Genomic DNA, 26,433 nt, shown 5'->3' on the forward strand with positions numbered 1-26,433 from the left:
CACTGCCGCAGCTAGCGCGGGACCGCTTGCGAAATGGTAACCACCACCGGCGAGCTGCGGGCGTTCGACCGGCGCCACATCCCCGATGGCGCCCGTGAAAGCCGCTGGCGCGCCGGTGACGGCCATCTGATCCGCCAGCTGGACTGGACCCCGCCGGACGGTCCCCCACGCGGATCGCTGCTGTTCCTGTGCGGACGTGGCGACGCCTACGAGAAATATCTCGAGACGCTGGAGCACTGGCGCGGTCAGGGCTGGCAGGCCGGCGCGGCCGAGTGGCGCGGGCAGGGCGGATCGGGCCGGCTGGGGCTGGACGCCACCACCGGACATATCGATGATTTCGCAGCCTGGCTGGACGATCTGGCAGCGTTCTGGCGGGACTGGACCGCGCGCCATCCCGGCCCGCATGTGCTGGCCGGCCATTCCATGGGCGGTCATCTGGTGTTGCGCGCGCTGGCGGAGCGGATGCTCGACCCGGCACCCGCCGCACTGGTGCTGAGCGCGCCGATGCTCGACATCGGCCCCGATGCGCTGCCCGGCATGCTGAAGCGCGCGCTGGCGGCCACCATGGTGCGCGTCGGCGATCCGCGCCGCCCGGCATGGAAGGCCAGCGAGAAGCCGGGCGGCAAGGTGCTGTCGCGCCAGACCCTGCTGACCCATTGCGACGACCGTTATGCCGACGAGCTGTGGTGGCGGGGCGCGCGGCCGGAACTGGCGATGGGACCGGGCAGCTGGGGCTGGATGGCGGGTGCGGTACGCTCCATCCGGCGGCTGGACCGGGCCGGCCTGCTGGAGGCGGTCACCACGCCCTGCTGCATCATCGCCACCCCAGCCGACCGGCTGGTGAGCCCGCGGGCCATCCGCCGCACTGCGGCCCGCCTGCCGTGGGCGGAACTGCACTGGTTCGCAGCGCGGCACGAGCTCCTGCGCGAGGTGGATGCGATACGCGTGCCGGCGCTGGCGGCAATCGACACCTTCCTGGACCGGGTAACGGCCGCGTGACGCTGACCTGCGACATCGCGGTGATCGGTGCCGGCATGGCCGGCGCCAGCATCGCGGCCGAGCTGGCATCGCTCGCCGGGCCGGGGACCGGCGTGCTGCTGATCGAGGCGGAGCGGCAGCCGGGCTACCACACGACCGGGCGCTCGGCAGCGTTCTGGGAAGAATGTTATGGCGGTCCGCCGATCGTGCCGCTGACGCTCGCTTCCGGGCCGTATCTGCGTGACGGCGGCTTCCTGACCACGCGCGGCGCGCTGTATGTGGCACGCGCCGGGGCAGAGGCGGAGGTGAGCGCCTTCGTGGACCGGTTCGCCGGAACGGGCGTGCAGATCGAGGTGCTGGATCGCGCCCGCCTCGCCCCCATGATCCCCGGCCTGCGGTCCGGCTGGGACCTGGCCATCCACGAACCGGCCTGTGCCGACATCGACGTGGCCGGCTTGCACGCGCATTACCTGGCGCTGGCGCGCGACGGAGGCGTGGCGCTGCGCGCGGCCTCCCGCATTGCCGCGATGGAGCGTGACGGCGAAGGTTGGCGGCTGGTAACGGAGGATGGCACCGTCATCAACGCAGGCGTGGTGGTGAACGCCGCCGGCGCCTGGGCCGACAGCATCGCTGCCCTGGCCGGCGCGCACGCCTTCGGCATCCAGCCACTGCGGCGGACGGTGGCGCAGCTGCGCACCGATCCGCCCGCGCCCGCCACGCTGCCGCTGGTGCTGGATCTGGCGGGGCGGTTCTACTTCAAGCCCGAATCCGGCCGGTTGTGGCTGAGCCCGCATGACGAGACGCCCAGCGATCCATGCGACGCAGCGGCCGAGGAACTGGATGTGGCGCTGGCGATCGACCGGCTGGAGCATGTGGTCGACTGGCAGGTGCAGGCGGTGGAGCGCCGCTGGGCCGGCCTGCGCAGCTTCGCGCCCGATCGCCGGCCGGTCTATGGCTGGGATCCGCGGGTGCCGGGCTTCTTCTGGTTCGCTGGGCAGGGCGGCTTCGGCATCCAGACCGCGCCCGCCGCCGCCCGCCTGGGCGCACAGCTGCTGCTCGGGCACGGGCGGGACACGATGACCGAAACGCTGGATCATGCGTTGTACGCACCTGACCGTTTCGCAGACACCGCCACAACCAAGAGGGTATGATGTCGAACGTGCTATCCCGAACTGTCGCTTTCGCCACCCTGGGGCTGGCCGCATGCACCCAGCCATCCGCCGACGCGCCGCAGGAGCAGGCGTCCGCCAGCGCCGGAGTCACGCCGGCATCGAGCGCCAAGCTGTGGAACAACGGCACGGCCAGGCCGCTCGATATCCAGGTCGCCCATCAGAACGGGACGGTGCTGCAGCTGACATCGCTGCAGTCCCGACCGACCGATACGGCAGTGGGCCTGCGGGTCATCAATGGTCGCGACCGTGACGTCGATCTGAACCAGTTCCCTTCCAACCGGACGAGCTACCTGCTGCTGGAGACGGGCGAGCGCCTGTACCTCTCGCCACCGGCCAGCAATCCCAGCCTGTCGATCCCCGCGGGCCAGACATTCGAAGGCGAGCTGGTGTTCCTGGGGCGTCTGGAACCGGTCAACGCCGCCGTGCTGGTCCTGAACGAGAATCACACGTCGGATAATCAATATTCCACCACGCCCGGTTTCCGGGTCGACCTGCCGGTGAAGGACGCCGCGCAGTGACGCCGCGTGCTGCGGGCGGCGCTGCGATCGCCGCGGCGCTGCTGATGCTGGCTGGGTGCGATGGCGCACTGGGCGGCGGCGGCGGTTCGCCGGTCGACACGCAGGCGGTGCATGCGAACGGCGCCGTGCTGCAGGTGCTGTCCGTGCAATCATCGGGAGAGCGCACGCTGGTGTCGGTGCGCGTGATCAACGGGCGCGACCGGGAGGTCGAGCTGAATGCCGGGACCGAGAACAGCTACATCGTGACCGACAGCGGCGAGAAGCTGCTGCTGGTGCCTTCCCCGACCAATGCCGATCTGGCGGTGCCACCGGGCAAGACCATGGACGGCGCGCTGGTATTTGCCGGCGCCGTGCCTTCGTCCGGCACCGCGACGCTGATGCTCAACGCCAGCGACAGCATCGACAACAAGTACAGCAACTCTCCCCGGTTCGAGGTCGAGCTGCCGCTCACCGGCTCGCGCGGCGGATCGGTGCCGGAGGTGTCCGCCCTGTCGAACATGCAGAACCTGCCCGCATCCACCATGGGCATCGCGACGGAGGGCGGTTCCAGCTTCGGGCAGGCGGCGCGCGCCACCAGCAGCCTGAATGTCGTGGACAAGCTGAAGTCCGAACTGGGCGCGGTCGATTCGGAACGCGGCACGGTCGTGTCGCTGGCCGGCGACGTCACCTTCGATTTCGACAAGGCGACCATTCGCAGCAGCGCCACCGCCACGCTGGATCGCCTGGCGGAGCTGATCAAGGCCGGACAGGCGGGGCAGATCACCATCGAAGGGCACACCGATGCCCGCGGAGACGACGATTACAACAAGCGCCTGTCCGAACAGCGGGCCAACGCGGTGAAGACCTATCTGGCGGGCAAGGGCGTGGAGACCGGGCGGCTGGCCACGATCGGCCTGGGCGAGTTGCGCCCGGTGGCGCCGAACGCCAATGCCGATGGCAGCGATGACGAGGCTGGCCGGCAGCGCAACCGCCGTGTCGAGGTCATCCTGCCGCAGGCGGGTGGCAGCGCCCCGGCAGCGCCCTAGCGCTTCCGCCCGGCAGCCTCCGCCGCGGCGGAGGCCAGCCGGTCTGCCCGCTCGTTCTCCGGATGACCGGCATGGCCCTTGACCCATTGCCAGGTCACCTTGTGCGCGTCGCTGGCGGTGGCGAGTTCGCGCCACAGATCGGCGTTGAGCACCGGCTTCTTCTGCGAGTTGATCCAATTGTTGCGGCGCCAGCCGTGGATCCACTTGGTGATGCCGTCGATCACATATTTGCTGTCGGTGTGCAGCGTCACCGTGCAGGCTTCCTTCAGCGCGGTCAGGGCGCGGATCGCGGCGGTCAGTTCCATGCGGTTGTTGGTGGTCTGCGCCTCGCCGCCGCTCAGTTCCTTCTCATGGTCGCCCATGCGCAGGATCGCGCCCCAGCCGCCAGGACCGGGATTGCCCTTGCAGGCGCCATCGGTGAAGATCTCGACCTGCTTCATGCCGCGAACGCCTGTGCGCCGGCCTGCTGGTAGAACGCAAGGCGCCGGGCGAAGTCCATCGGGTCCTTGCGGGTGACCAGCGCATCGGCCGGGGTATTGAGCCAGTCATAGGCGCGCGTCGCCATGAACCGCATCGCCGCCCCGCGCGCCAGCACCGGCAGCGCCACCGCCTCGTCCGCCGAGAGCGGACCGTACCCCGCCAGCAGCGCCGCGGAGATATCAGCGCGGAACGTGCCGTCCCGATCGAAGCACCACGCGCTGTGCGTCACCGCCAGATCGTACGCGGTCAGGTCGCGGCAGGCGAAGTAGAAGTCGATCAGCCCGCTGACCCGGTCGTCCAGCAGCAGGACATTGTCCGGAAACAGGTCGGCATGGATGACCGAGCGTGGCAGGTGATGCGGCCAGCTGGCTTCCAGAAAGGCCAGCTCCTGCGCCACGGTGGCGGGCAGGGCCGGATCGATGCTGGCCAGACCATCCGCACCGCAGTCGGCGAACAGTTCGCGCCATTGCGGCAGGGCCAGGCTGTTGGCTCGCTCCCCCGTGAAATCCGCCGCGTGCCGGTGCAGCCCGGCCAGGGCCGCGCCCACGGCCCGTGCCTGCGCCGGCGTCGGCCGGTCGACGGAGACACCCGGCAGGAACTCGATCAGCGCGACCGCCTTGCCGCCCACGGTGCGGAACGCCGCGCCGCCCCCGTCGTGGATGGTGCGTGGCACCGGGCTGCCCTTTGCCGCCAGATGGTCCAGCAGGCCCAGGAAGAACGGCAGTTCGGCCACGTCCATCCGCTGTTCGTACATGGTCAGGATGAAGCGGGCCTCGCTCGTCTCGATCAGCCAGTTGGAATTGCTGACGCCTTCGGCGATGCCCTTGGCGCTGACCAGCGTGCCGACATCGTAATGCGCGATCAGGGTCGCCAGCTCGAGCGCGGCCAGCGTGGTGTAGACAGCCATGTGGGTCGGACGTCCGTCGTCAGCTGGCCAGCTGGCGGGGCAGCTTGAAGATCATCGTCTCCTCCGCCATCGTGACCTGCCGTTCCGAGATGTCGCGCCATTGCGCCAGCTGGTCCACCACCTCGCGCACCAGCAGTTCGGGCGCGGAGGCGCCGGCGGTGACGCCGATCGTGCCGATGCCGTCCAGCCACGCCGGATCGATCTCGTGCGCGCGCTGGATCAGCCGGGCCGGCGTGCCGCAGCGTTCCGACACCTCCACCAGCCGCACCGAGTTGGACGAATTGGGCGCACCGATCACCAGCACCAGATCGCAGGCGGGCGCGATCTCCTTGACGGAGGCCTGCCGGTTGGACGTGGCGTAGCAGATATCCTCCGCCCTCGGGCCCTTGATGGCCGGATACTTGGCCTTCAGCGCCTCCACCACCCGGGCGGTATCGTCGACCGAGAGGGTGGTCTGCGTCAGGAAGGACAGCGGCTGGTCCTGCGGCAGGGTCAGGGCGGCGACATCGGCCTCCGTCTCCACCAGCGTCATCACGCCTTCGGGCACCTGACCCAGCGTGCCGATTACCTCAGGGTGGCCGCGATGGCCGATGAAGATGATGTGGCGGCCATCCTTCACCTGCCGTTCGGCCTGCCGGTGCACCTTGCTGACCAGCGGACAGGTGGCATCCAGCCAGATCATCTTGCGCGCCTGCGCCTCCGCCGGCACGCTCTTGGGCACGCCATGGGCGCTGAAGACGACCGGTGCGTCCAGCGGCACCTCGTCCAGTTCCTCCACGAACACGGCACCCTTGGCGCGCAGCCCGTCCACCACGAACTTGTTGTGGACGATCTCGTGCCGGACATAGACGGGCGCACCGTAGCGCTCGATCGCCTTCTCGACGATCTCGATGGCCCGGTCGACCCCGGCACAGAAACCGCGCGGGGCGGCGATCAGCACCTCCAGCGGGAGCTTGTCGGTAGCCGGAGCCACGGGGGCCTGAAAGGGAGCGTTCATGGGGCGGGCTGTAGCGGTTGCTGGCCAAAGGGGAAAGGGCTAGGGCCTCGCCAAGTTGTTCCAGAAGGATTGCCACGCATGATCGCTCGCCGGGCGCTGTTCGCTGCTACTGCCGCCACCATCGCGCTGGCGGGCTGCCGGTCGGAAGGCGATCTGGTGATCGAGCAGGGCGTGGGCATCACCGCCCTGCGCACGGTGTGCCCGGCGGTGGGCGTGCCTGACCACACCGGCAACATCACGCTGTTCACCCCGGCCGAGGCCCGCACGGCCGATGCGCTGGATGTGACCGCCTCCATCACCAACCTGCGCAGCCGCTGCAACGATGCGTCGGACCAGGTCTATACCGAGGCGACGTTCGACGTGGTGGCGCAGCGCCGCAACACGCAGGGTGCGCGCACGGTGGAGCTGCCGTACTACTCGGCGGTGGTGCGCGGCGGATCGGCGATCACGGCGAAGCGGGTGGGCACCGTGGTGGTGCAGTTCGCCGACGGGCAGGCGCGGGCGCAGGGCCAGGGCGTGGCCGCCGGCACCGTGAACCGCACGGCGGCGACGCTGCCCGACGATATTCGCCGGCAGATCACGCAGCGGCGCAAGGCCGGCGACGAATCCGCCGCGATCGACCCGCTGAGCACGCCGGAAGTGCGCGCGGCGGTGGCGCAGGCGACGTTCGAGCTGCTGGTCGGTTTCCAGCTGACGCAGGACCAGCTGGCCTACAACGCCACGCGCTAGGCTGTCATGGTGGCGGGCCTCGTTCAGGCCTGTCGCCCGGCCTCCCTTTGCGCCCCCGCCAAATCCGGCTAACGGCGCGGGTGATGACCGACACACCCACGCTCTACGCCGCCTTCGCCGCCCGCATCGATGCCGCGCTTGCCGCGCTGGAGATGGAAGGCGCGCTGCCGCCCGGCACGCCGCGCACCAATGTCAGCCTGGAGCCGCCGCGCGACCCCGCGCATGGCGACCTTTCCACCAATGCCGCGATGGTGCTGGCCAAGCAGGCGAAGACCAATCCCCGCGCGCTGGCAGAAAAGATCGTGGAGAAGCTGGCCGGCGACCCGCTGCTGACCGGGGCGGAGATCGCCGGGCCGGGCTTCATCAACCTGCGCCTGGCCGACCGCAACTGGGTGACGGAGCTGGAGGCGATCGCTGCCACCGGTGCCGATTACGGGCGCAGCACGAAGGGTGCCGGGCGGCGGGTGAACATCGAATATGTCTCCGCCAATCCCACCGGCCCCATGCATATGGGCCATTGCCGCGGCGCGGTTGTGGGCGATGCGCTGGCCGCCCTGCTGGAGTTCGGCGGGCACGAAGTCACGCGCGAATATTACGTCAACGATGCCGGGGCGCAGGTGCAGGTCTTGGCCCGGTCGGTCCACATGCGTTATCTGGAGGCGCTAGGCCAAGGTATCGGCGCTATTCCTGAGGGATTGTATCCGGGCGATTATCTTGTGCCAGTTGCGCGAGATTTGGCAGCTGAGTTCGGCACCCGCTACGCCGCCGCGCCCGAGAACGAGTGGCTCGACCTGTTCCGCGAGCGGTCGGTCGCGGCGATGATGGACATGATCCGCGCCGACCTGGCGTTGCTGGGCATCCACCATGCCGTGTTCTCCAGCGAGGCGGAGCTGCAGCGGGCCGGCAAGCCGGCCGCCGCCGAGGCATGGCTGCGCAAGCATGACCTGGTGTTCGACGGCGTGCTGGAAGCGCCGAAGGGCAAGCTGCTGGAAGACTGGGAGGCGGTCGAGCTGCCCCTGTTCCGCTCCACCCGGTTCGGGGACGACCAGGACCGGCCGATCCGCAAGTCGGACGGCAACTGGACCTATTTCGGCGCCGACCTCGCCTACCACATGCAGAAGGCGGACAGCGCGGACGAGCTGATCGACATCTGGGGCGCGGACCATGCCGGCACGGTGAAGCGCATCAAGGCGGCCGTGGAGGCGCTGGCGGAAGGCGAGGGACGCCCGATCCCGTTCGACGTCAAGCTGGTGCAGATGGTTGCCTTGCTGCGCGACGGCGAGCCGGTGAAGATGTCCAAGCGTTCGGGCAACTTCATCACCCTGGCCGAAGTGGTGGAGGAGGTGGGCAAGGACGTGGTCCGCTTCACCATGCTGACCCGCAAGCCGGAGGCGCAGATGGAATTCGACTTCGCCAAGGTGGTGGAGGCGTCGAAGGACAATCCGGTCTTCTATGTGCAATATGCCAATGCCCGGATCAGCTCCACCCTGCGCAAGGCGGCGGCACAGGGCCTGGCCCCGGCGGCGGAGGCGCTGGAGCGGCTGGGCCGGCCGGAGCTGACGCTGGTGAAGCTGGCGGCGCAGTTCCCGCGCGAGGTGGAAGCCGCCGCGCAGGCGCGCGAACCGCACCGGATCGCGTTCTACCTGTACGAGGTGGCGGCCGCGTTTCACGCCTTCTGGAACATGGGCAATGATGACCATGCCCTGCGCATCATCACCGAAGATGCCGAACTGACGCAGGCACGGCTGTTCCTGGCGACGCAGATCGGGCAGGTTGTGAAGAACGGCCTGGCGCTGCTGGGCGTGGAGGCGGTTGAGGAGCTGTAACTGCGATGGCGCGCGACGAGGACGGCACGCTGCGGCTGGCGCTGGAGGATGAGCAGCATCCCTGGCTGGATGGTGACGAGGACGAGGATGCCGGGCTCGACACCGCCCGGGTGGCCCAGGCCGGCCTGGTCACGCTGGTCGTGCTGGTCGCGCTGGGCATCGCCGGCTGGTGGCTGCTGGCGGGACCGGGGGAGGCTGCACCCGAGGCGGATGGCAGCCTGATCGAAGCGCCCGCCGGCCCCTACAAGGTCCGGCCCGGTGATCGTGGTGGCCGCACCGTGGAGGGGACCGGCGACACCAGCTTCCAGGTGGCGGAAGGCCGCCGGGTGGAGGCGCGCATCACGGAGCAGCGGCCGGCGGGGCCGGCCGCACCGGCGACGGGGCTGGTAGGGGTGCAGATCGGGGCCTATCCCTCGCAGGAGGCGGCAACGGCGGGCTGGCAGCTGATGGTCCAGCGCCTGCAGTTGCTGCAAGGCCGTTCGCATCGCGTGGTCGAGGGGCGCGCGGACAGCGGCACGGTGTGGTGGCTGCAGGTCGTCGCCGGATCGGTGGCGGAGGCGCATGATTTCTGCGCCGCGCTGCGCCGCGAGGGCGGCGACTGCCAGGTCAAGGGTTGAGGGGGGATTGGTGATGCAGGTCCGGGACAGCGCGCAAGGCTACGGTATCGTCAGCCGGACGTTTCACTGGGCCATGGCGCTGCTGCTCGTGCTGCAGGTCACCACCGCGCTGCTGCACCTGCTGGCAGGCGACAGCGCTGCCGCCAGAACGGTCTGGCCGCTGCATTTCCAGATCGGCTTCACCCTGTGGTGGCTGGTGCTGCTGCGCGGCAGCTGGGCGCTTGCCAATTATCGTCGCCGGCCCCCGCACGAAGGCTCGCCGCTGCTCGCTCGCGCTGCGACGATGGGCCATCTGGCCTTGTACGCTCTGATGGTGGTGGTGCCCACGCTGGCCCTGCTCCGCGCGGCCGGGCGCGGGCGCGGCGTGCGGCTGTATGGCATCCAGTGGATGCCCGAGGGGACGCCCGAGATCCCGGCGTTCACCGCCGCAGGCAACGCGCTGCACGGCACGCTTGGCTGGGTACTGGCATCGCTGGTGGTGGGGCATGTCGGTTTTGCGCTGTGGCATGGCCTCGTCCGCCGGGATGGCACGCTGGCCCGCATGTGGCGCGGGCGATGACCCCCGCGATCTTCAGTCCTGCCGGCCTGACCCTGTCGGCCGAGGAACGGGCCTTTTTCCGGGAGGCACAGCCCGCCGGCTACATCCTGTTCGGCCGCAACGTGGCAGACCGGGAGCAGCTGCGCGCGCTGACGGACGAGCTGCGCGCGCTGCACGGGCGGGACCGCCTGCTGATCTCGATCGACCAGGAAGGCGGCCGCGTGGCGCGGATGAAACCGCCCGTCTGGGACGCTTACCCCACCGGGCAGGCCTTTGCCGATCTGTGGCAGATCGCCCCGTCAAGCGCGATCGAGGCGGCGCGCTGCAACGGCGCGCTGCTCGGCCTGGATCTGGCGGAGGTCGGCATCAACGTCGATTACTCGCCGCTGCTGGATGTGCGCCAGCCCGGCGCGCATGACGTGATCGGTGACCGGGCGCTGGGCACCGAACCCCTGCAGGTGGCGGCGCTGGGCCGCGCGGTGCTGGACGGGCTGGCCGCTGCCGGAGTTGCCGGCTGCATCAAGCACATGCCGGGCCACGGCCGGGCGGGGGCCGACAGCCACAAGGAACTGCCCACCGTGACCGCCGATGCGGAGGCGCTGGCGCTGGACCTCGCCCCCTTCCGCACGCTGGCGGCCCGTGCCCGCATCGGCATGACCGCGCATGTCCGCTATACCGCGTGGGACGATGCCGCGCCCGGCACGCTGTCGCCCTTCGTGGTGGGGAGGATCATCCGCGAGACGATCGGGTTTGCCGGCCTGCTGCTGAGCGACGACCTCGACATGGAGGCGTTGTCCGGCTCCGTGCCGGAGCGCGCAGCTGCCGCGCACCGGGCCGGCTGCGACCTGGCGCTGAACTGCTGGGCGAAGATGGACGACATGGTCGGCATGGCCAACCTGCTGCCGGCGATGGACGATGCGCGTCTGGCCCGGCTCGACGCGGCCCTGGCGGTGGCTGACGCGGCCGAGCCGCTCGACCGGGGGGCGCTGCTGGCCAGCCGGGATGCGCTGCTGCGGATCGCCGCGTGAACGAACCGGACCTGTTCTCCCCGCCTGCGGCGGAGGCGGACAAGCTGCACCTGGAGCTGGACGGATGGGAGGGGCCGCTGGACCTGCTGCTCGACCTCGCCCGTCGGCAGAAGGTCGATCTGCGGCAGATCTCCATTCTGGCGCTGGTGGACCAGTATCTCGCCTTTATCGAGGCGGAGCGGATGCGGCTGGAACTGGCGGCCGATTACCTGGTGATGGCGGCGTGGCTGGCCTATCTGAAATCCGCGCTGCTGCTGCCGCGCGAGGAACAGCCCGATCCGGACCCCGAGGAACTGGCGCTGCGCCTGCAATTGCGGCTGCAGCGGCTGAACGCCATGCGCGACGCCGCCGCCCGGCTGATGGCGCGCGACCGGCTGGGCCGCGACGTATTCGCCCGCGGCGCGCCCGAGGGGCTGCGGCTGGACCGGCGTACGCGCTGGCAGTGCGACTGGTTCGGGCTGGTATCGTCTTATGGGCAGGTGCAGGTGCGCACCCGGCCGGTGGTCCACATGGTGCGCGAACGCCCGGTGATGACGCTCGACTCGGCGCTGGACCGGGTCTCCGCCATGCTGGGGATCACGCTCGACTGGATGGAGCTGCGCGAGTTCCTGCCCGCGCGCGACGGCGAATGGACCGAGCCGCGCCTGCGCCGCTCCGCCCTCGCCAGCAGCTTCGTGGCGGCGCTGGAACTGGCCAAGCAGGGGCGGGCGCAGCTGCGACAGGACGTGACCTTCGGCCCGCTGCATCTGCGCCGCCTGGCCTGAGCTGCCGATGGACGACCTGACCCGCGCTGTGGAGGCGGCCCTGTTCGCAGCCGAAGCACCCATGACCACCGACCAGCTTGCCGCCCTGCTGAACGGCGCCGCCGTCCTGCCGGCGCTGCATGCGCTGGTCGATGATTATGCGGAGCGCGGCGTGCATCTGGTGGAGCGCGGCGGGCGGTGGCAGTTCCAGACCGCGCCCGACCTTGCCCACCTGCTGCGCCGCACGCGCGAGCAGCCGCGCCGTTTGAGCCGCGCAGCGACCGAGGTGCTGGCGATCATCGCCTATCACGAGCCGGTCAGCCGCGCGCAGATCGAGGCGATCCGCGGCGTGCAGACGGCCAAGGGCACGCTGGATGTGCTGCTGGAAGCAGGCTGGGTGCGGGTGGCCGGGCGGCGCGACGTTCCGGGCCGGCCGGTCATCTATGCCACCACGGCCGACTTCCTGAGCCACTTCGGCCTGGCGAGCCGGCGCGACCTGCCCGGGATCGACGAGCTGCGCGCCGCCGGCCTGCTCGACCCTGTCGACGAGGCGTTCGAGGCGCTGGCGCGGGGCGAGGAAGCGGACGAGCAGGGCGCGCTGGAAAAGGGTGGGGAAAGCGCCTAGACTCGGTGAAACGTTACGGAGTTTTGCCATCGTGAGCCTCGGACCCTTCCAGATCCTGATCATCGCGCTCGTCATCCTGGTGCTGTTCGGCCGCGGCCGGATCAGCGAGATGATGGGCGATTTCGGCAAGGGTGTAAAAAGCTTCAAGCAGGGCCTGAACGAGGAGGACGCGCGGACCGACCCGCCTGCGGCGCCGCAGCGCATCGAAGGACCGGTGCCGGTCACCCGCACCGCCACCTCGGACGATGCCGTGATCGACGCGCAGCCCGTCGACAAGACCCCGGTCTGACCCGCGGCCGATCGGAGAGGTTGAAGCGTGCTGGACATCGGTGCCACCGAACTATTGCTGATCGTGGTCGTTGCGGTGGTCGTGATCGGCCCCAAGGACCTGCCGCTCGCATTGCGCACTGCGGGCAAGTGGATCGGCCAGATGCGTCGCCTGTCCAACCATTTCCGCGCCGGGCTCGATGCCATGATCCGCGAATCGGAGATGGCCGAAATGGAAAAGAAATGGCGCGATCAGAACGAGAAGATCATGCAGGCGCAGGCTGGCGGCGCCACAGCCGAGACGGCCGCCTTGCCTGACGCGACCGCGCCTGCGGCCCCGCCGGTCCAGGCCGAACCGATCATGAGCGATCCTGCCGAAGCGCCGCCCGCGCCTGCGGAGCCGGCCGTGATCGCGCCGCCTCCGGTCCCGGCTCCGGCGACGGCTGAACCGGCACACTCGCCGGCCCTGGCCGAGGAACCGCGGGCATGAAGCCGCTGAAGCCCTTCAGCCTTGCGGATATCGACGACACGCAGGCGCCGCTGCTCGATCATCTGATCGAACTGCGCTCCCGCCTCCTGCGCGCGATCATGGCGCTGGCAGTCTCGTTCGCCGTGTGCATGTATTTCGCGGAGGACATCTTCGCCCTGCTGGTGCGGCCGCTGGCCTACGCCTTCCCGGACGGGGAAGGGCGGCTGGTCTATACCAAGCTGTACGAGGCGTTCTTCGTGGAGATCAAGGTCGGTCTGTTTGCCGCCTTCTTCGTCAGCTTCCCGATCATCGCCAACCAGCTGTGGGCCTTCATCGCGCCGGGCCTGTATGCGAAGGAGAAGAAGGCGTTTCTGCCGTTCCTGATCGCGACGCCGGTGCTGTTCGCGATGGGGGCGTCGCTGGCCTATTTCGTGGTCATGCCGACGGCATTCCGCTGGTTCCTGGGCTTCCAGGGGGTCACCTCCGGCCTGCAGCAGGAAGCGCTGCCGGCGATGGGCGACTACCTCGACCTGGTGATGCGCTTCATCCTCGCCTTCGGCATCAGCTTCCTGCTGCCGGTCCTGCTGATGCTGCTGAACCGGGCCGGCCTGGTCACGCGCTCGCAGCTGGTGACCTCCCGCCGCTACATCATCGTGGGCATCACCATCGTCGCCGCCGTCATCACGCCGCCTGACGTGGTCAGCCAGCTGATGCTGGCCATCCCGCTGTGGATCCTGTTCGAGGCCACCATGGTGCTGATGAAGATCTACGAAAAGCGCGACGCCGCCGAACGCGCCGCGCGCGAGGCCGAGGCCGTGCTGGACGAGGCCCCGGCGGAATAAAGCGCCGAACGGGCCGGGCAGGACCCGTAACCCCTTTGCGGGTTCGGCCGGCAGGCGCTAGCACATCTGACCATGTTCGGATCGATCCTGCGCGCGCTTGTCTGGCTGGGCCTCGGCTTCATCGGCCTCAGCCTGGCGGCTGTGATCGTGTTCCGCTTCGTGCCGGTGCCGGTCACCCTGACCATGCTGATGGATGACAACGGCATCACCAAGGACTGGGAACCGCTCAGCCGCATAGACCGCACGATGGTGGGCGCGGTGATTGCCGGGGAGGACGCCAAGTTCTGCACCCATGACGGTTTCGACCGGGAAGCGATCGAGCAGGCCTTCCGCCGCAACATGGCGGGAGAGCGGTTGCGCGGCGGTTCCACCATCAGTCAGCAGACCGCCAAGAACGTGTTCCTGTGGCAGGGCGGCGGCTACTTCCGCAAGGGGCTGGAGGCCTGGTTCACCGTGCTGATCGAGCAGCTGTGGGGCAAGCGCAGGATCATGGAGGTGTATCTCAACGTGGCGGAAACTGGCATCGGCACCTATGGCGTGGCTGCCGGGGCCGAACGCTACTACCACCATTCCGCCGCGCGCCTGTCCGCCAGCGAGGCGGCGCGCATGGCGGCGGTGCTGCCGTTGCCCAAGGAACGCGCAGTGGTCAGCCCGACCGGGTTTACCCGCCGCTACGGCAACAGCATCCGGGCGCGGCTTGGCATTGTCCGCCGTGACCGGCTCGACAGCTGCATCTACGGCTAGCGCAATGGGCGCGCACCACCATCATCACGGGCATACCCACGGCCATGGGCACGGGCATCAGCCCGCCAGCTATGGCCGGGCCTTCGCCATCGGCGTGGTGCTGAACACGCTGTTCGTGGTGGTGGAAGCGGGCTTCGGCTTCTGGTCGGGCTCGATGGCGCTGGTCGCCGATGCCGGGCACAACCTGTCCGATGTGCTCAGCCTCGCCGTGGCCTGGGCTGCCAGCGTGGCCAGCGCCAGACCCGCCAATGCGCGCTTCACCTGGGGCTACAAGTCCAGCTCGATCCTGGCGGCGCTCGCCAATGCCGGGCTGCTGCTGGTGGCGCTGGGTGCGATCCTGTTCGAAACGGTGCAGCGGCTGGCCGATCCCGCACCGGTGGCCGGCTGGACCATGATCGTGGTCGCCGGGATCGGTATCGTCGTGAACGGGGCGACGGCGCTGCTGTTCGCAGGGGGCGGTCACGACCTCAACATCCGCGGCGCGTTCCTGCACATGGCGGCCGATGCGCTGGTCAGCCTGGGCGTGGTGATCGCCGGCGTGGCCATCCTGCTGACCGGCGCGTGGTGGGTCGATCCTCTGACCAGCCTGGTGATCGTGGCCGCGATCGGCTGGGGCACCTGGGGGCTGTTGAGGGACAGCCTGCGGATGGGCCTGCTCGCCGTTCCGCCATCGATCGACGAGACCGCGGTGCGCGGCTACCTGGCCGGGTTGCCCGGCGTCACGCAGGTGCACGATCTGCATATCTGGCCGATGAGCACCACCGAGACCGCCCTGAGCGTGCATCTGGTGATGCCATGCGGCAGTGATGACGGCTTCCTGCACGATCTGGCCCACCGGCTGGAGCATCGCTTCGGCATTGGTCACACCACGGTGCAGGTGGAGCGGGGAAGCGGGCACCCCTGCGTACTGGAAGACGGACACGTCTGATCAGCCGGGCGAAAGCGGCCCCATCATGCTGCTCCAGATGGCCGCGCCCGCGGGGGCAGCAGCCAGAGCGAGAGCACAGGCAAGAACTGGAAAAACCCGGAAGATACGCAACGGACGGCTCCTGCAAAATGGCAGGAGCATGGTGGTCGGCGAAGCGCTGAAGCCGCGTGAACATACGCGGTTAACAAAATTGTGCGCCGGGCGGCACGTGCAGTGCCGCCCGGGCTCAATTCACCTGATCAGGCGGCAGCTTCCTGCTGCTTGCCTTCGCTGCTGACCACCCGGACAGGTTCCTTGCGGCCCTCGACCACCTCGTGATCGACGACCACCTCGGTCACATCGTCCATGCCGGGCAGGTCGAACATCGTGTCGAGCAGGATCGCCTCGACGATGGAGCGCAGGCCGCGGGCGCCGGTCTTGCGCTTGATCGCCTTCTTGGCGATCGCCTCCAGCGCCTCGTCCGTGAAGGTCAGCTTCACGTCTTCCAGCTCGAACAGCTTGGCATACTGCTTGGCCAGCGCGTTCTTGGGCTCCTTCAGGATCATGACCAGCGCCGGCACGTCCAGGTCGTGCAGGGTGGCGATCACCGGCAGGCGGCCGACGAATTCGGGAATCAGGCCGAACCGCAGCAGATCCTCGGGCTCCGTCTGCATCAGCATCTCGCCGATCTTGCGCTGTTCGGGATCAGCGACATGCGCGCCGAAGCCGATCGAACGCTTCTGCAGGCGATCGCCGATGATCTTTTCCAAGCCGGCAAAGGCGCCACCGCAGATGAACAGGATGTTGGTCGTGTCCACCTGCAGGAATTCCTGCTGCGGATGCTTGCGCCCGCCCTGCGGCGGCACGCTGGCCGTGGTGCCTTCCATCAGCTTCAGCAGCGCCTGCTGCACGCCTTCACCGCTGACGTCGCGCGTAATGGACGGGTTCTCCGCCTTGCGCGTGATCTTGTCGATCTCGTCGATGTAGACGATGCCCTGCTGTGCCTTTTCGACATTGTAGTCGCTGGCCTGCAGCAGCTTCAGGATGATGTTCTCCACATCCTCGCCGACATAGCCGGCCTCCGTCAGCGTGGTGGCATCGGCCATGGTGAAGGGCACGTCGAAGGTGCGTGCCAGCGTCTGCGCCAGCAGCGTCTTGCCCGAACCGGTGGGGCCGATCAGCAGGATGTTCGACTTCGCCAGCTCGACATCGCCCGACTTGCCCGAATGCTTCAGCCGCTTGTAGTGATTGTGCACCGCGACGGAGAGCACGCGCTTCGCCTTCTCCTGTCCGATCACATAATCGTTCAGGGTGTCGCAGATCTCGCGCGGGGAGGTGACTTCGCCGTCCTTGCGTCCGGCGATGCCGCCCTTGGCTTCTTCCCGGATGATGTCGTTGCACAGCTCGACGCATTCATCGCAGATGAACACGGTGGGGCCGGCAATCAGCTTGCGAACCTCGTGCTGGCTCTTGCCGCAGAAGCTGCAGTAAAGGGTGCTCTTGCTGTCCGATCCGCTCAATTTGGTCATACTCTCGTCCGATGGCCCGGCAAGGGGCCGGGAAAACTCGTGGGTAATGTAGGCAGGGCAAGGACAAGATCAATCGCGAGTTGCCCGAGCTGGTCGCCTAACCGGGAGTTGGGGTTAGTCCTACCGAATGCCAAGCGGCCGTAGCAGCGCTTATGCGCCAGGTCATCTTTACCCGACCATCGCCCACCCGCTCAAGGTGCGGAAGCGGCCGGAAGCCTGCGAAAACCCCGCATGAGCGGGCGTTCGACGCACACCGTGAGGATGCCCGCAACCGCCAGTGAGATGACAAGCGCGACCACCTTCGCGAGGGGATTCTGATCGACATTCGCGACTTGCTCCATCAGCATGAAGACAGGCATGTGGGCAAGATAAAGCGTGTAGGAAAGTGTTCCTAGCAACTGGATCGGCGGGGTGGAGAGGGCCGTGTTGCTATGACGACCGGCCAGAATGCTCGCGCACGCGAAGAATGGGGCGGTAAACGCCACGACCGGGGCGTACTGCGCGGCAGTCATCGACAAGCCAAGCAGACCTACCGGCAGGAGCATGGGCACCTTTAGGTCGAAACCGGAACGGTAAAGCAGGTACCCGCCCGACAGACCAAACAGGGCGCGCAGAGGATACACCCAGAGCGTCTCAACCCATATGTCCGCCAATCCCAGCCCGACCAGGGAAAGGACCAGCAGCGGGCGGACGGCTTTCTGCGGGATCCTGACGCCGGAAAGCACCGCGATGACCGGAAGATAGAACTCCCAGGATACGCTCCACGACGGGCTGTTGATGGGCGTCTGCCCCAACCAAGGCACGGCAGCCAGCGCCTCTAACGGGTGGGGCTCGTCGCTCGATACGAGCACTGCCATGAGCAGAGTGATATAGAAGACCGGTGAGAGCCGCCAGAACCGTCGGTAAAGAAACCGACCAGGATCAATGCCATTGCGCGCCGAATAGGCGAGGACGAACCCGCTCAACAGAAAAAATACATCCACGGCCAGCGGAAACTGAACTCCGGCCCAGCCGTGCCGCGCGGTGAACGAGTTGAAACCGAAGTGGAACAGTACGACGCCAAGCGCAAGGACCCCGCGCAGGCCGTCCAGTTCCTTCCAATGTTCCCGCTGCTGCACATCTCGCGTCTAACGCACGATGTGCAGCAGGTAAACCGGGAAGCCCCTACTCTGGCGCGCCGCCCGTGCCGCTTTCCTTGCCTGCTTCCTGGTCCTTCGGCCGGTGCGCGAACACCTTGTCGACCAGGCCGAAGGCCAGCGCCTCGTCCGCCTCCAGGAAGGTGTCGCGGTCCATCGCCCGCTCGATCTCGTCCAGCGTCTTGCCGGTATACTGCACGTAAAGATCGTTCATCCGCTTGCGGATCCGCAGGATTTCCCGCGCCTGGATCTCGATGTCGGACGCCATGCCGCGGGCACCGCCGCTGGGCTGGTGAATCATGATGCGGGCATTGGGCAACGCCACGCGCATGCCTGGCTCGCCCGCGGCCAGCAGGAAGCTGCCCATGCTTGCCGCCTGGCCGACGCACACGGTCCGCACCTTCGGCTTGATGTACTGCATCGTGTCATGGATCGCCATGCCGGCCGTCACCACGCCGCCGGGCGAGTTGATGTACATCGAGATGTCCTGGCTGTTCTCGCTTTCCAGGAACAGCAGCTGGGCGACGATCAGCGAGGCCATGTTGTCCTCCACCTGGCCGGTCACGAACACGATGCGTTCGCGCAGCAGGCGGCTGAAAATGTCGAAGCTGCGCTCGCCCCGGCTGGTGCTTTCCACGACCACCGGCACCAGGGCACCGGTCACCGGATCCTGCCGGAACTGTCCCTGTGTACCATAGGCGTCGCCAAACACGTCGATCATTGCAAACCCTTCCGTCAAACAGGGCGCCTATGTCGCCCCTGCCTGCCGCCGGTTCAAGTGGCTTTGCAGCTGGCGGCATGCTTGCCTGCCACGCCATGTGTGGCAAGCTGGTCGCATGACCCGCACCGCCATGCTCGCCGCCCTGTTGCTGTGTTCCGCCAAGCCGGTGCTGGCCGATCCGGCGGGCGATGCGCGACCTATCTGCGCCGCATCGCCGCGATCGACGATGCCGGACCGCGGCTCGATGCGGTGATCGTCACCAATTCGGATGCACCGGCCCACGCGCGTGCTGCGGCCGCGCTGCCGCTGGGCGGGCGGACCGTGCTGGTGAAGGACAATATCGAGACGCGCGAATGGCCGACCACTGCGGGATCGCTGGCGCTGGCGGGCAACCGCACCGGGCGTGACGCGCCGCTGATCGCCCGGCTGCGGGGTGCAGGCGGTGTGGTGCTGGGCAAGACCAACCTGTCCGAATGGGCCAACATCCGCTCCCCCCGGGCGACCAGCGGGTGGAGCGCGACCGGCGGGCTGGTGAAGAACCCCCATGCCACCGACCGCAACAGCTGCGGCTCCTCCAGCGGGAGCGGGGCGGCGGTGGCGGCAGGCCTCGCCTGGGGTGCGATCGGGACAGAGACTGACGGTTCGATCACCTGCCCGGCCAGCGTGAACGGCATCGTCGGCTTCAAGCCCACGCTGGGCCTCGTCAGCCGGACCCATGTGGTGCCGATCAGCCACAGCCAGGACACCGCCGGGCCGATGACCCGCAGCGTGGCCGATGCGGCGCTGCTGCTGACCGCCATTGCCGGCAGCGATCCGGCTGATCCGGCCACGATGGAGGCGGATGCGCGAAAGGCCGACTTCACCGACGGCCTTGCCGATGCCAGTCTGGCCGGGGTCGGCGTCGGCGTGCTGCGGCCGGCAGTGGGCAACAATCCCGCGGTCGCGGCCTTGTTCGATGCCGCGCTGGCCGATCTTGCCCGCGCCGGGGCCCGCATCGTGGAGATCGACTGGAGCCCGCCAGAGGAGCTGGGCCGGGACGAGTTTGCCACGCTGCTGTTCGAACTGCGCGAGGATCTGGGCATTTACCTGGCCGGCTCGCCTGCAGCCATTCCGGCCCGCAGTCTGGCGGATGTCATTGCCTTCAACCGCGCACATGGCGCGGAGGAATTGCGCTGGTTCGGGCAGGAGACCTTCGAGCAGGCCGAGGTGGCGACCGACCGCGCCGGCTATGAGCGGGCGCGCGCCAATGCGTTGCGGCTGGCCGGACCGGAGGGGATCGACCGTCTTCTGTCGGCGCATGGCGTGCAGGTGCTGGTTGCGCCCACGAGCGGCCCCGCCTGGGCCACCGATCTGGTCAATGGCGACAATTACGACGGATCGATCGGCGCCGGGTCGCTGGCCGCTGTGGCGGGGTACCCGCATCTCAGCGTGCCGATGGGTGCGGTGGAGCGGCTGCCGGTCGGGCTGTCGATCATCGGCGCGCGCTGGTCGGATGCCGCCGTGCTGCGCGCCGGGGCGGCGTATGAACGCGCGCGGACAGCTGTGCTGGCGGAGCCGGGCTTCAGGCCCTGGCAGGCCGACTAGGCGGCGGACAGGTTTCGCAGGCTGCCCCTGCCCTTGATGAAGGGCAGGGGCGCGCGAGCGGGTTACTCGGCGGTGTCGTCCGCCTTCTTCTTGGCCGGAGCCTTCTTCTTAGCGGCGGGCTTGTCGGCCGCGTCCTCGCTCTCGGAGGCACCCTCGGCCGCAGGTTCGGCCTTCTTCTTGGGCGCAGCCTTCTTATTCGGCTTCTCGCCTTCGCCATCGGTGGCATCGGCGCCTGCCTCGACAGGAGCGTCGTCGGCAGCGACCTTGGTCTTCTTGGCGCCAGCCTTCTTGGCAGGCTTCGCGTCAGCCGGCTGCGCGTCGGTGCCTTCCTCGGCCTCGATCGCGGCTTCCAGTTCCTCGCGGGTCACTTCCCGCTCGGTCACTTCGGCCTTGTCGAACAGGAAGTCGACGACCTTGTCCTCGTACAGCGGGGCACGCAGCTGGGCGAGGGCCATGGGATCGTTGCGCACGAACTCCACGAACCGCTCGCGATCCTGCGGGCGGTACTGCTGCGCCGCCTGCTGGACCAGCATGCCCATTTCCTGCTGGCTGATCTCGACGCCGTTGGCCTGGCCGATCTCCGACAGCAGCAGGCCCAGGCGCACGCGGCGCTCGGCAATGCGGCGGTAATCGTCCTTCTCGGACTCGATCTCGGCACGGGCGGCCTCCGGATCCTCCTCGCGGGCGATCTCGGCTTCCAGCTGCTGCCAGATCTGGTTGAACTCGGCCTCCACCATGCTCGGCGGCACGGCGAAGTCGTGATCGGCGGCCAGACGGTCCAGCAGCTGACGCTTCATCTGCGTCCGGGTAAGACCGGCAGTCTCCTGCTCGACCTGCGCCTTCATCAGCTCCTTCAGCTTGTCGAGACCTTCCAGGCCGAAGTTCTTGGCGAACTCGTCATCAATAACCGTATCGCCCTCGACCTTCACCGCCTTCACGGTGATGGCGAACTGCGCGTCCTTGCCCTTCAGGTCTTCGGCCGGATAGTCGGCGGGGAAGGTCACGGTGATGGTCTTCTCCTCACCGGCCTTGGCCCCCGTCAGCTGCTCCTCGAAGCCGGGGATGAACTGGCCGGAACCGAGCACCAGCGGCTGGTCCTCGCCCTTGCCGCCGTCGAACTCGACGCCGTCGATGCTGCCGGTGAAGTCGATGATCAGCTGGTTGCCGTCGGCGGCCGCATGGCCCTCCGGCGCATCGGAGTAGCTCTTCTGCCGGTCGGCCAGCTGGCGGATGGCGGCATCGACCGCCTCGTCCGTGGCGGGCACGGTCAGCTTTTCCAGCGTCAGCCCGTCGACGGACGGCGCCGCGATGTCGGGCAGCACTTCCAGTTCCACGGTCAGCTGGGCATCCTTGCCCTGCTCATACCCCTCGGCCATGTCGACCTTGGGCTGCAGCGCCGGGCGCAGCTGCTTGTCGCGCAGCAGCGATTCGACCGATTCCTGCAGCGTGGTGTTCAGCGCATCGGCATGGATCGCCTCGCCGTGCATCTTGCGCACCAGGTTGGCGGGCACCTTGCCGGGGCGGAAGCCGGGCATCTTTACCTGCGGGGCGACCTTCTTGATCTCCGCATCGACGCGCGCCTGGATCTCGCCGGCCGGTATCGTAAGTGTAAAGGCGCGCTTCAGGCCTTCATTGGTGGTCTCGACGATCTGCATTCAAACAAGCCTTCCACACATAAGCGAACGGGTTTCGTCAGCGGAACGGTGGCGACGGCTGCGCTGGTGCGGGCGAAGGGACTCGAACCCCCACATCTTGCGATACTGGAACCTAAATCCAGCGCGTCTACCAGTTCCGCCACGCCCGCACGGATCACGACGAAGCGCAGCAGGCGAGACACCTGCGATGCGAAGCCTGCGCCCTTAATCGGCTGGCACGGAAAGGGCAAGCTTCTGCGGGGAACAGGTGCAGCAGCCATCACGTTGAGTGGGCAAAGGAGTGCTTGCCATGGCCGACCCCATCTATTCCGCCGACGATTACGGGACGCCCAGCATCCCGCCGGCAACCCCGCCTGCGGTGGATACCCACGCCAGCGCGCAGGATGCCGCTACCTTGACCGATGCCGATGGCGACAGTGATTCGCCCGGCAGCGTGCTGTGGGATTTCGACCGCTCCGAAGAGGACGAGGAACTGCAGCCGGGCTCCACTCCGGACGAGGTGGTACCGGAAACCCCCAATCCGATCGAGCCAGCCCCGCCGCCCGAAGTGTTTCCGGACGGTGGCGACATCGACGAACCCGGCGCCGTTCCGGACGATGTGCCATCGCTCCCGGGCGAGGCACCGGCGGAAACCCCGCCGCCGCAATATTGATTTTGCAGCCGGCGCGTGTCAGCGGCTGGGGCATGAGCGAACAGGACATGCCCGAACCGGCCGAAAGCCAGCCCGACACCGCTGCGGAGGCTGTCGACACCACGACGCAGGGCGCCGCGACACCGCCTGACCGGCTGGCCATCGATCCGGCCAGCCCGTTTTTCGATGAAACAGTGCTGCGCCGCGGTGTGGGCATCCGCTTCAAGGGGACGGTGCGCACCAATATCGAGGAATATTGCATTCCCGAGAATTGGGTGCGTGTGCAGGCCGGCAAGGCGATGGACCGCAAGGGCCGTCCGCTGACGCTCAAGCTGATCGGCCCGGTGGAAGCCTGGTTCGAGGATCTGGGTGAGGACGCGCCCGTCAATCGCCTGTGATGTTCCTTCTGGTCGCGCCTGCACGAGTGCCGGCGCGACCAGTCGCAGCACGAAGTAGCCAAGCACGCCGAGATGGCGGAGCCTGCGACGGTCCCGAGCTTCGCTTCTTCCACAGCAACAGGTGATTCGGGACGGCAAGGGCGCTGATGAACAGGCTTATCGTGAAGCTGATGCCGCACAATGTGCTGGTGCCCCACAGCTGACCCCAGCTGACACCGGTAAGCCGCCTGGCGAACCCGATCCGGTCCGCAACGGCGGCGCTGCCGAAGATGCCGAGCTGCTTGCCCGCCACCAGTCCCGCACCGACCGCCAGCGGCAACGGATCGGCGAACGCTGCCAGACCCAGCGCGCCAGCGCCACGCCTGCATTGGCAAAGCCGAACAGCGGCACCACCACGTAGGCGTTCCAGCCCACCAGCGCATGGTCCGCCCTCATCAGCATGGGCGAGCCATCACCCCGCGGCAGGGGGATTGTCACCAGCTTATGGACAATGAAGCCTTTGGGACTACGCCAACCAAGTTTTTGCCTGCTGGTTCCCAACTCTGCATAAAATATGTTTACCCACCCGACCAACCGACTACACAGCACGACGGGTCGTTTAGAAAAGGGTCTCGGGGGCTATGATCTCTGGGGGTGTGACGGTGTTGCAGCTTGCGGCGCTGGTCGAGCATGAACTGTTGCTGTTTGCAGGAGTGTTCTTCCTTGTCGGCGCGCTTGACGAGCTGGCCGTGGATGTCGTGTTCGGCTTCCTGCGGCTGACCGGGCGCGTGCGGGAGTGGACGATCAACCGGGAGGAGGGCGAGCGCCCCCTGTCCGGACGGGCCGCCGTGTTCATTCCGGCATGGCTGGAACACGAGGTCATCACCGATACCATCGCCACCACGCTGAAGGCGTGGCCGCAGGATGCGCTGCGCCTGTATGTCGGCTGCTACTGCAACGATCCGCGCACGGTGGAAGCCATCATCCGCGGCACCGGCGGGGACCCGCGGGTGCGGCTGGTGGTGCACGAACGCGCCGGGCCGACGACCAAGGCAGACTGCCTGAATCGCCTCTACACCGCCATGGAACATGACGAGCAGCGCGGTGGCTACGCTTTCCGCATGGTGGTGCTGCACGACGCGGAGGATATGGTCGATCCTGCCGGTCTGGCCCTGCTCGACCGCGGGATTGCCGAGGCCGAGTTCGTCCAGCTGCCCGTCCTGCCCGAACCGCAGGCGCGTTCGCGCTGGGTCGGCAGCCATTATTGCGAGGAATTTGCCGAGGCGCATGGCAAGGCCATGGTCGTGCGGGATGCGCTGGCGGCGTCGCTGCCCTCGGCCGGGGTCGGCTGCGCCTTCTCCCGCACCATGCTGGCGCGCATCGCCGGCGAAATGGCGACGACCACGGACGCGACCGGCCCGTTCTCCGTCGAGTCCCTGACCGAGGATTACGAGTTGGGCCTCAGGATCAAGGCCGCCGGTGGACGCTCCCGCTTCCTGCGGGTGCGCGGCGAGGACGGGCGGCTGATCGCCACCCGTGCGTGCTTCCCGGCAAAGCTGGACCAGTCCGTGCGGCAGAAGGCGCGCTGGGTGCATGGCATCGCGCTGCAGGGCTGGGACCGGATGGGCTGGGCCAGTGGCAGCGGGCTGGGCGAAACATGGATGCGCATCCGTGACCGGCGTGGACCGCTATCCGCGCTGGTGCTGTTCGCCGCCTATGCGCTGCTGGCGCTGGGAACCGGATTGTGGGTGGCGAGCCTGGCGGGCTACGACCACCCGTTCGCCATGGGCACGGCCACCAGATGGCTGCTGGCGCTCAACTTCGCCAGCTTCGTCTGGCGCGCCGGCTCCCGCTACCTGTTCACCACGCGCGAATATGGCCCGGCCGAAGGTTTCCGTGCCGTGCTGCGCATCCCGCTGTCCAACGTCATCGCCATCATGGCCGGGCGGCGGGCACTGAGCGCCTATGTCAGCACCCTGCGCGGCGGGGCGCCGCAATGGGACAAGACCTTCCACCACGCCCATCCCAGCACCATGGCTGACCGGGTGACGCCTTATCGCCGGACTCGCGCACTCTCGTGAGCCGTCGGCCGGTCAACTCCAGGGCAGCCTTCCGCGGACAGCCGCTGCTGCTGCTCGGCGGCCTGGTGCTTGGCTGGTGCGGCCTGCGTGCCGCCCACTGGGAAAGTCCCTGGCCGGCGCAGGACCAGGCGGCGGAGCTGGAGCAGTCGGCGTTCGATCCTGCTTCGCCCGTTGCCGGACCCGCAGCGAGCCCGGTGGACGCTGATGCGCCAAGCCAGGATGACTGGCTGGAGCGGCCCTTGCCGGCGCCGGTCCCGCAGCGTCCCGGCTGGCAGCGGCTTTCGGGACGGAGCGGCTCAGCCGCTGACGGCGTGGCTCCCTTCACGGGCGTGCCATGGCGGCTGGCGCGGGCCACGGATGTGGTGCCGCCGGCAGGCACGTCGACGCAGGATGTGCCCCCTGCCACCCTGATCGGCAGCGAACTGCTGATGCTGGCCGGGCTGGCGCAAATGGAAGTTCCGGAAATGCTGCTCGCCTATCTGCAGCCTGCTGCGCTGCGCCCGTCGGCCCCGGTCCGCCCGTCGGCACCGGCGGCGGCACTGGCGGCATCGGCGGCGCGTCCCGGCGTTCCGCAGGCGGCCGTCGGGGCGACGATCACGCCGGTCCCGCGCATGGCAGGCGCCGGGCGCTGGAGCGGCGATGGCTGGGTGCTGCTGCGGGACGATGCCGCCACCGCACTCACCCCGGGCCGGCCGTCCTATGGCCGCAGTCAGGCGGGCGCGGTCCTGCGGTATCGGCTGACGTCCGGAACCGGCGGCCTGTCGCCGCAGCTTTATCTGCGCGGCAGTTCCGCGTTGACCGGCCCGCGTGAGCAGGAGATTGCGGCCGGTGCAGCCTTGCGCCCGCTGCCCGGTGTGCCGGTCCGGGTCGCCGCGGAGCTGCGGGTCAACGACAATCGCGCCGGCAGCCAGGTGCGCCCGGCCGTGTTCGCGGTGACCGAATTGCCACCCGTGGCGCTGCCCGGCGGTACACGGGGCGAGGCCTATGTGCAGGCCGGCTATGTCGGCGGCGATTTCGCCAGTGCCTTTGTCGATGGGCAGGCGCGGATCGACCGGCCGCTGCTGGGCCGCGGCAGCGCGCAGTTGCGGGTCGGCGCGGCCGCGTGGGGCGGGGCGCAACGCGGCAGCAACCGGGTGGATGTGGGGCCAAGCGCCAGCATCGGCTTTGCAATCGGCGGATTGCGCGGCCGGGTGGCCGCCGACTACCGTCTGCGCGTGGCCGGCAATGCGGAGCCGGCATCCGGTCCGGCCCTGACGATCGCCGCGGGTTTCTGATCGCGACAGTCTCCGGTCGCTTCAAACCGGCCG

General features: G+C 68.4%; 29 protein-coding genes, 1 tRNA gene and 1 pseudogene. 21 read left to right on the forward strand and 10 right to left on the reverse strand.

Translation table 11 applies throughout. From position 1 onward, the window contains the following. The first annotated feature begins 33 nt into the window (after positions 1-33). From PK98_RS16580 to PK98_RS17305, 4 genes are read left to right on the forward strand one after another with little or no spacing between them, the layout of a single operon-like run. Entirely contained in the window at positions 34-999 is a 966-nt protein-coding gene (locus tag PK98_RS16580; protein WP_039093519.1) for an alpha/beta fold hydrolase, read from the forward strand. Between the two features lie 2 nt (positions 1,000-1,001). Further along, the gene (locus tag PK98_RS00460; RefSeq protein ID WP_152608583.1) at positions 1,002-2,129 is read left to right on the forward strand and encodes an NAD(P)/FAD-dependent oxidoreductase; all 1,128 of its coding nucleotides are present in this window, start codon (positions 1,002-1,004) and stop codon (positions 2,127-2,129) included. Beyond that, positions 2,129-2,668, forward strand: coding sequence for a hypothetical protein (locus tag PK98_RS15815; protein ID WP_152608490.1), 540 nt, complete (start codon positions 2,129-2,131; stop codon positions 2,666-2,668). The genes PK98_RS00460 and PK98_RS15815 overlap by 1 nt, the downstream gene beginning before the upstream one ends. Continuing rightward, positions 2,665-3,693, forward strand: coding sequence for an OmpA family protein (locus PK98_RS17305; RefSeq protein ID WP_052207807.1), 1,029 nt, complete (start codon positions 2,665-2,667; stop codon positions 3,691-3,693). The genes PK98_RS15815 and PK98_RS17305 overlap by 4 nt, the downstream gene beginning before the upstream one ends. Here PK98_RS17305 and rnhA read toward each other — a convergent pair. From rnhA to ispH, 3 genes are read right to left on the reverse strand one after another with little or no spacing between them, the layout of a single operon-like run. Continuing rightward, the gene (rnhA, locus tag PK98_RS00475; RefSeq protein ID WP_039093521.1) at positions 3,690-4,133 is read right to left on the reverse strand and encodes a ribonuclease HI; all 444 of its coding nucleotides are present in this window, start codon (positions 4,131-4,133) and stop codon (positions 3,690-3,692) included. The genes PK98_RS17305 and rnhA overlap by 4 nt on opposite strands. Next, entirely contained in the window at positions 4,130-5,080 is a 951-nt protein-coding gene (gene thrB, locus PK98_RS00480; RefSeq protein ID WP_039093522.1) for a homoserine kinase, read from the reverse strand. The genes rnhA and thrB overlap by 4 nt, the downstream gene beginning before the upstream one ends. Positions 5,081-5,099: 19 nt before the next feature. Beyond that, entirely contained in the window at positions 5,100-6,077 is a 978-nt protein-coding gene (gene ispH / locus PK98_RS00485; RefSeq protein WP_039093523.1) for a 4-hydroxy-3-methylbut-2-enyl diphosphate reductase, read from the reverse strand. Positions 6,078-6,155: 78 nt separating this feature from the next. Between ispH and PK98_RS00490 the strand changes: the two genes are divergently transcribed. From PK98_RS00490 to PK98_RS00545, 12 genes are all read left to right on the forward strand, one after another. Then, complete coding sequence (locus PK98_RS00490) at positions 6,156-6,806, forward strand: hypothetical protein (RefSeq protein ID WP_039093525.1); 651 nt, start codon at positions 6,156-6,158, stop codon at positions 6,804-6,806. 83 nt (positions 6,807-6,889) lie between these two features. Next, a complete protein-coding gene (gene argS / locus PK98_RS00495) occupies positions 6,890-8,632 on the forward strand; it encodes an arginine--tRNA ligase (RefSeq protein ID WP_039093526.1) in 1,743 nt (580 codons plus the stop codon). A 5-nt stretch (positions 8,633-8,637) separates the two neighbouring features. Further along, positions 8,638-9,249, forward strand: coding sequence for an SPOR domain-containing protein (locus PK98_RS00500; RefSeq protein ID WP_052207810.1), 612 nt, complete (start codon positions 8,638-8,640; stop codon positions 9,247-9,249). 13 nt (positions 9,250-9,262) lie between these two features. Beyond that, a complete protein-coding gene (locus PK98_RS00505; RefSeq protein ID WP_039093527.1) occupies positions 9,263-9,808 on the forward strand; it encodes a cytochrome b in 546 nt (181 codons plus the stop codon). Further along, positions 9,805-10,815 (forward strand): beta-N-acetylhexosaminidase, encoded by a 1,011-nt coding sequence (gene nagZ, locus PK98_RS00510; RefSeq protein WP_039096039.1) that lies wholly within the window; start codon positions 9,805-9,807, stop codon positions 10,813-10,815. Before PK98_RS00505 ends, nagZ begins: the two co-directional genes overlap by 4 nt. Next, on the forward strand, positions 10,812-11,579 hold the full coding sequence (locus PK98_RS00515; protein WP_039093528.1) for a segregation and condensation protein A: 768 nt from the start codon (positions 10,812-10,814) through the stop codon (positions 11,577-11,579). The genes nagZ and PK98_RS00515 overlap by 4 nt, the downstream gene beginning before the upstream one ends. Positions 11,580-11,586: 7 nt before the next feature. After that, positions 11,587-12,183: an SMC-Scp complex subunit ScpB gene (scpB, locus tag PK98_RS00520; protein ID WP_039093529.1), complete on the forward strand. Its 597-nt coding sequence runs from the start codon at positions 11,587-11,589 to the stop codon at positions 12,181-12,183. A 31-nt stretch (positions 12,184-12,214) separates the two neighbouring features. Further along, entirely contained in the window at positions 12,215-12,472 is a 258-nt protein-coding gene (tatA, locus tag PK98_RS00525; protein ID WP_039093530.1) for a twin-arginine translocase TatA/TatE family subunit, read from the forward strand. A gap of 27 nt (positions 12,473-12,499) precedes the next feature. After that, complete coding sequence (tatB, locus tag PK98_RS15825) at positions 12,500-12,940, forward strand: Sec-independent protein translocase protein TatB (protein ID WP_052207812.1); 441 nt, start codon at positions 12,500-12,502, stop codon at positions 12,938-12,940. Next, a complete protein-coding gene (tatC, locus tag PK98_RS00535; protein ID WP_039093531.1) occupies positions 12,937-13,761 on the forward strand; it encodes a twin-arginine translocase subunit TatC in 825 nt (274 codons plus the stop codon). The genes tatB and tatC overlap by 4 nt, the downstream gene beginning before the upstream one ends. A gap of 72 nt (positions 13,762-13,833) precedes the next feature. Continuing rightward, on the forward strand, positions 13,834-14,505 hold the full coding sequence (mtgA, locus tag PK98_RS00540; RefSeq protein ID WP_039093532.1) for a monofunctional biosynthetic peptidoglycan transglycosylase: 672 nt from the start codon (positions 13,834-13,836) through the stop codon (positions 14,503-14,505). 4 nt (positions 14,506-14,509) lie between these two features. Further along, on the forward strand, positions 14,510-15,433 hold the full coding sequence (locus PK98_RS00545) for a cation diffusion facilitator family transporter (RefSeq protein ID WP_039093533.1): 924 nt from the start codon (positions 14,510-14,512) through the stop codon (positions 15,431-15,433). 239 nt (positions 15,434-15,672) lie between these two features. Here PK98_RS00545 and clpX read toward each other — a convergent pair whose 3' ends face one another. The 3 genes from clpX to PK98_RS00560 form a co-directional block, all read right to left on the reverse strand. Continuing rightward, entirely contained in the window at positions 15,673-16,941 is a 1,269-nt protein-coding gene (gene clpX / locus PK98_RS00550) for an ATP-dependent Clp protease ATP-binding subunit ClpX (RefSeq protein ID WP_039093534.1), read from the reverse strand. A 191-nt stretch (positions 16,942-17,132) separates the two neighbouring features. Continuing rightward, a complete protein-coding gene (locus tag PK98_RS00555) occupies positions 17,133-18,059 on the reverse strand; it encodes an acyltransferase family protein (protein WP_039093535.1) in 927 nt (308 codons plus the stop codon). A 46-nt stretch (positions 18,060-18,105) separates the two neighbouring features. Then, positions 18,106-18,798 (reverse strand): ATP-dependent Clp protease proteolytic subunit, encoded by a 693-nt coding sequence (locus PK98_RS00560; protein ID WP_039093536.1) that lies wholly within the window; start codon positions 18,796-18,798, stop codon positions 18,106-18,108. 150 nt (positions 18,799-18,948) lie between these two features. On the opposite strand from PK98_RS00560, the gene PK98_RS00565 reads away from it, so the two are divergent. After that, positions 18,949-20,382: an amidase gene (locus PK98_RS00565; RefSeq protein WP_235425340.1), complete on the forward strand. Its 1,434-nt coding sequence runs from the start codon at positions 18,949-18,951 to the stop codon at positions 20,380-20,382. 62 nt (positions 20,383-20,444) lie between these two features. Here the strand turns inward: PK98_RS00565 and tig are convergent, their stop codons facing one another. Continuing rightward, a complete protein-coding gene (gene tig, locus PK98_RS00570; protein ID WP_039093537.1) occupies positions 20,445-22,037 on the reverse strand; it encodes a trigger factor in 1,593 nt (530 codons plus the stop codon). A 64-nt stretch (positions 22,038-22,101) separates the two neighbouring features. After that, positions 22,102-22,186: transfer RNA gene (locus PK98_RS00575), tRNA-Leu, on the reverse strand. Positions 22,187-22,326: 140 nt separating this feature from the next. Between PK98_RS00575 and PK98_RS17310 the strand changes: the two genes are divergently transcribed. Together PK98_RS17310 and PK98_RS00585 are read left to right on the forward strand one after the other, a co-directional pair. Next, positions 22,327-22,689 (forward strand): hypothetical protein, encoded by a 363-nt coding sequence (locus PK98_RS17310; protein ID WP_039093539.1) that lies wholly within the window; start codon positions 22,327-22,329, stop codon positions 22,687-22,689. Positions 22,690-22,736: 47 nt separating this feature from the next. After that, positions 22,737-23,066 (forward strand): DUF3297 family protein, encoded by a 330-nt coding sequence (locus PK98_RS00585; protein ID WP_039096041.1) that lies wholly within the window; start codon positions 22,737-22,739, stop codon positions 23,064-23,066. Here PK98_RS00585 and PK98_RS17530 read toward each other — a convergent pair. After that, entirely contained in the window at positions 23,053-23,358 is a 306-nt protein-coding gene (locus PK98_RS17530) for a Na+/H+ antiporter NhaA (RefSeq protein WP_407637595.1), read from the reverse strand. The two genes, PK98_RS00585 and PK98_RS17530, sit on opposite strands and share 14 nt — an antisense overlap. A 98-nt stretch (positions 23,359-23,456) precedes the next feature. After that, positions 23,457-23,507: pseudogene (locus tag PK98_RS17535) on the reverse strand (hypothetical protein); the annotation flags it as partial. A gap of 179 nt (positions 23,508-23,686) precedes the next feature. On the opposite strand from PK98_RS17535, the gene PK98_RS00595 reads away from it, so the two are divergent. Together PK98_RS00595 and PK98_RS15830 are read left to right on the forward strand one after the other, a co-directional pair. Beyond that, the gene (locus tag PK98_RS00595) at positions 23,687-25,126 is read left to right on the forward strand and encodes a glycosyl transferase family protein (protein WP_052207813.1); all 1,440 of its coding nucleotides are present in this window, start codon (positions 23,687-23,689) and stop codon (positions 25,124-25,126) included. After that, positions 25,123-26,400, forward strand: coding sequence for a hypothetical protein (locus tag PK98_RS15830; RefSeq protein WP_052207815.1), 1,278 nt, complete (start codon positions 25,123-25,125; stop codon positions 26,398-26,400). The genes PK98_RS00595 and PK98_RS15830 overlap by 4 nt, the downstream gene beginning before the upstream one ends. Positions 26,401-26,433: the final 33 nt, after the last annotated feature.

It is taken from the genome of Croceibacterium mercuriale, assembly GCF_000802385.1.
In the GTDB taxonomy this organism is placed as follows: domain Bacteria; phylum Pseudomonadota; class Alphaproteobacteria; order Sphingomonadales; family Sphingomonadaceae; genus Croceibacterium; species Croceibacterium mercuriale.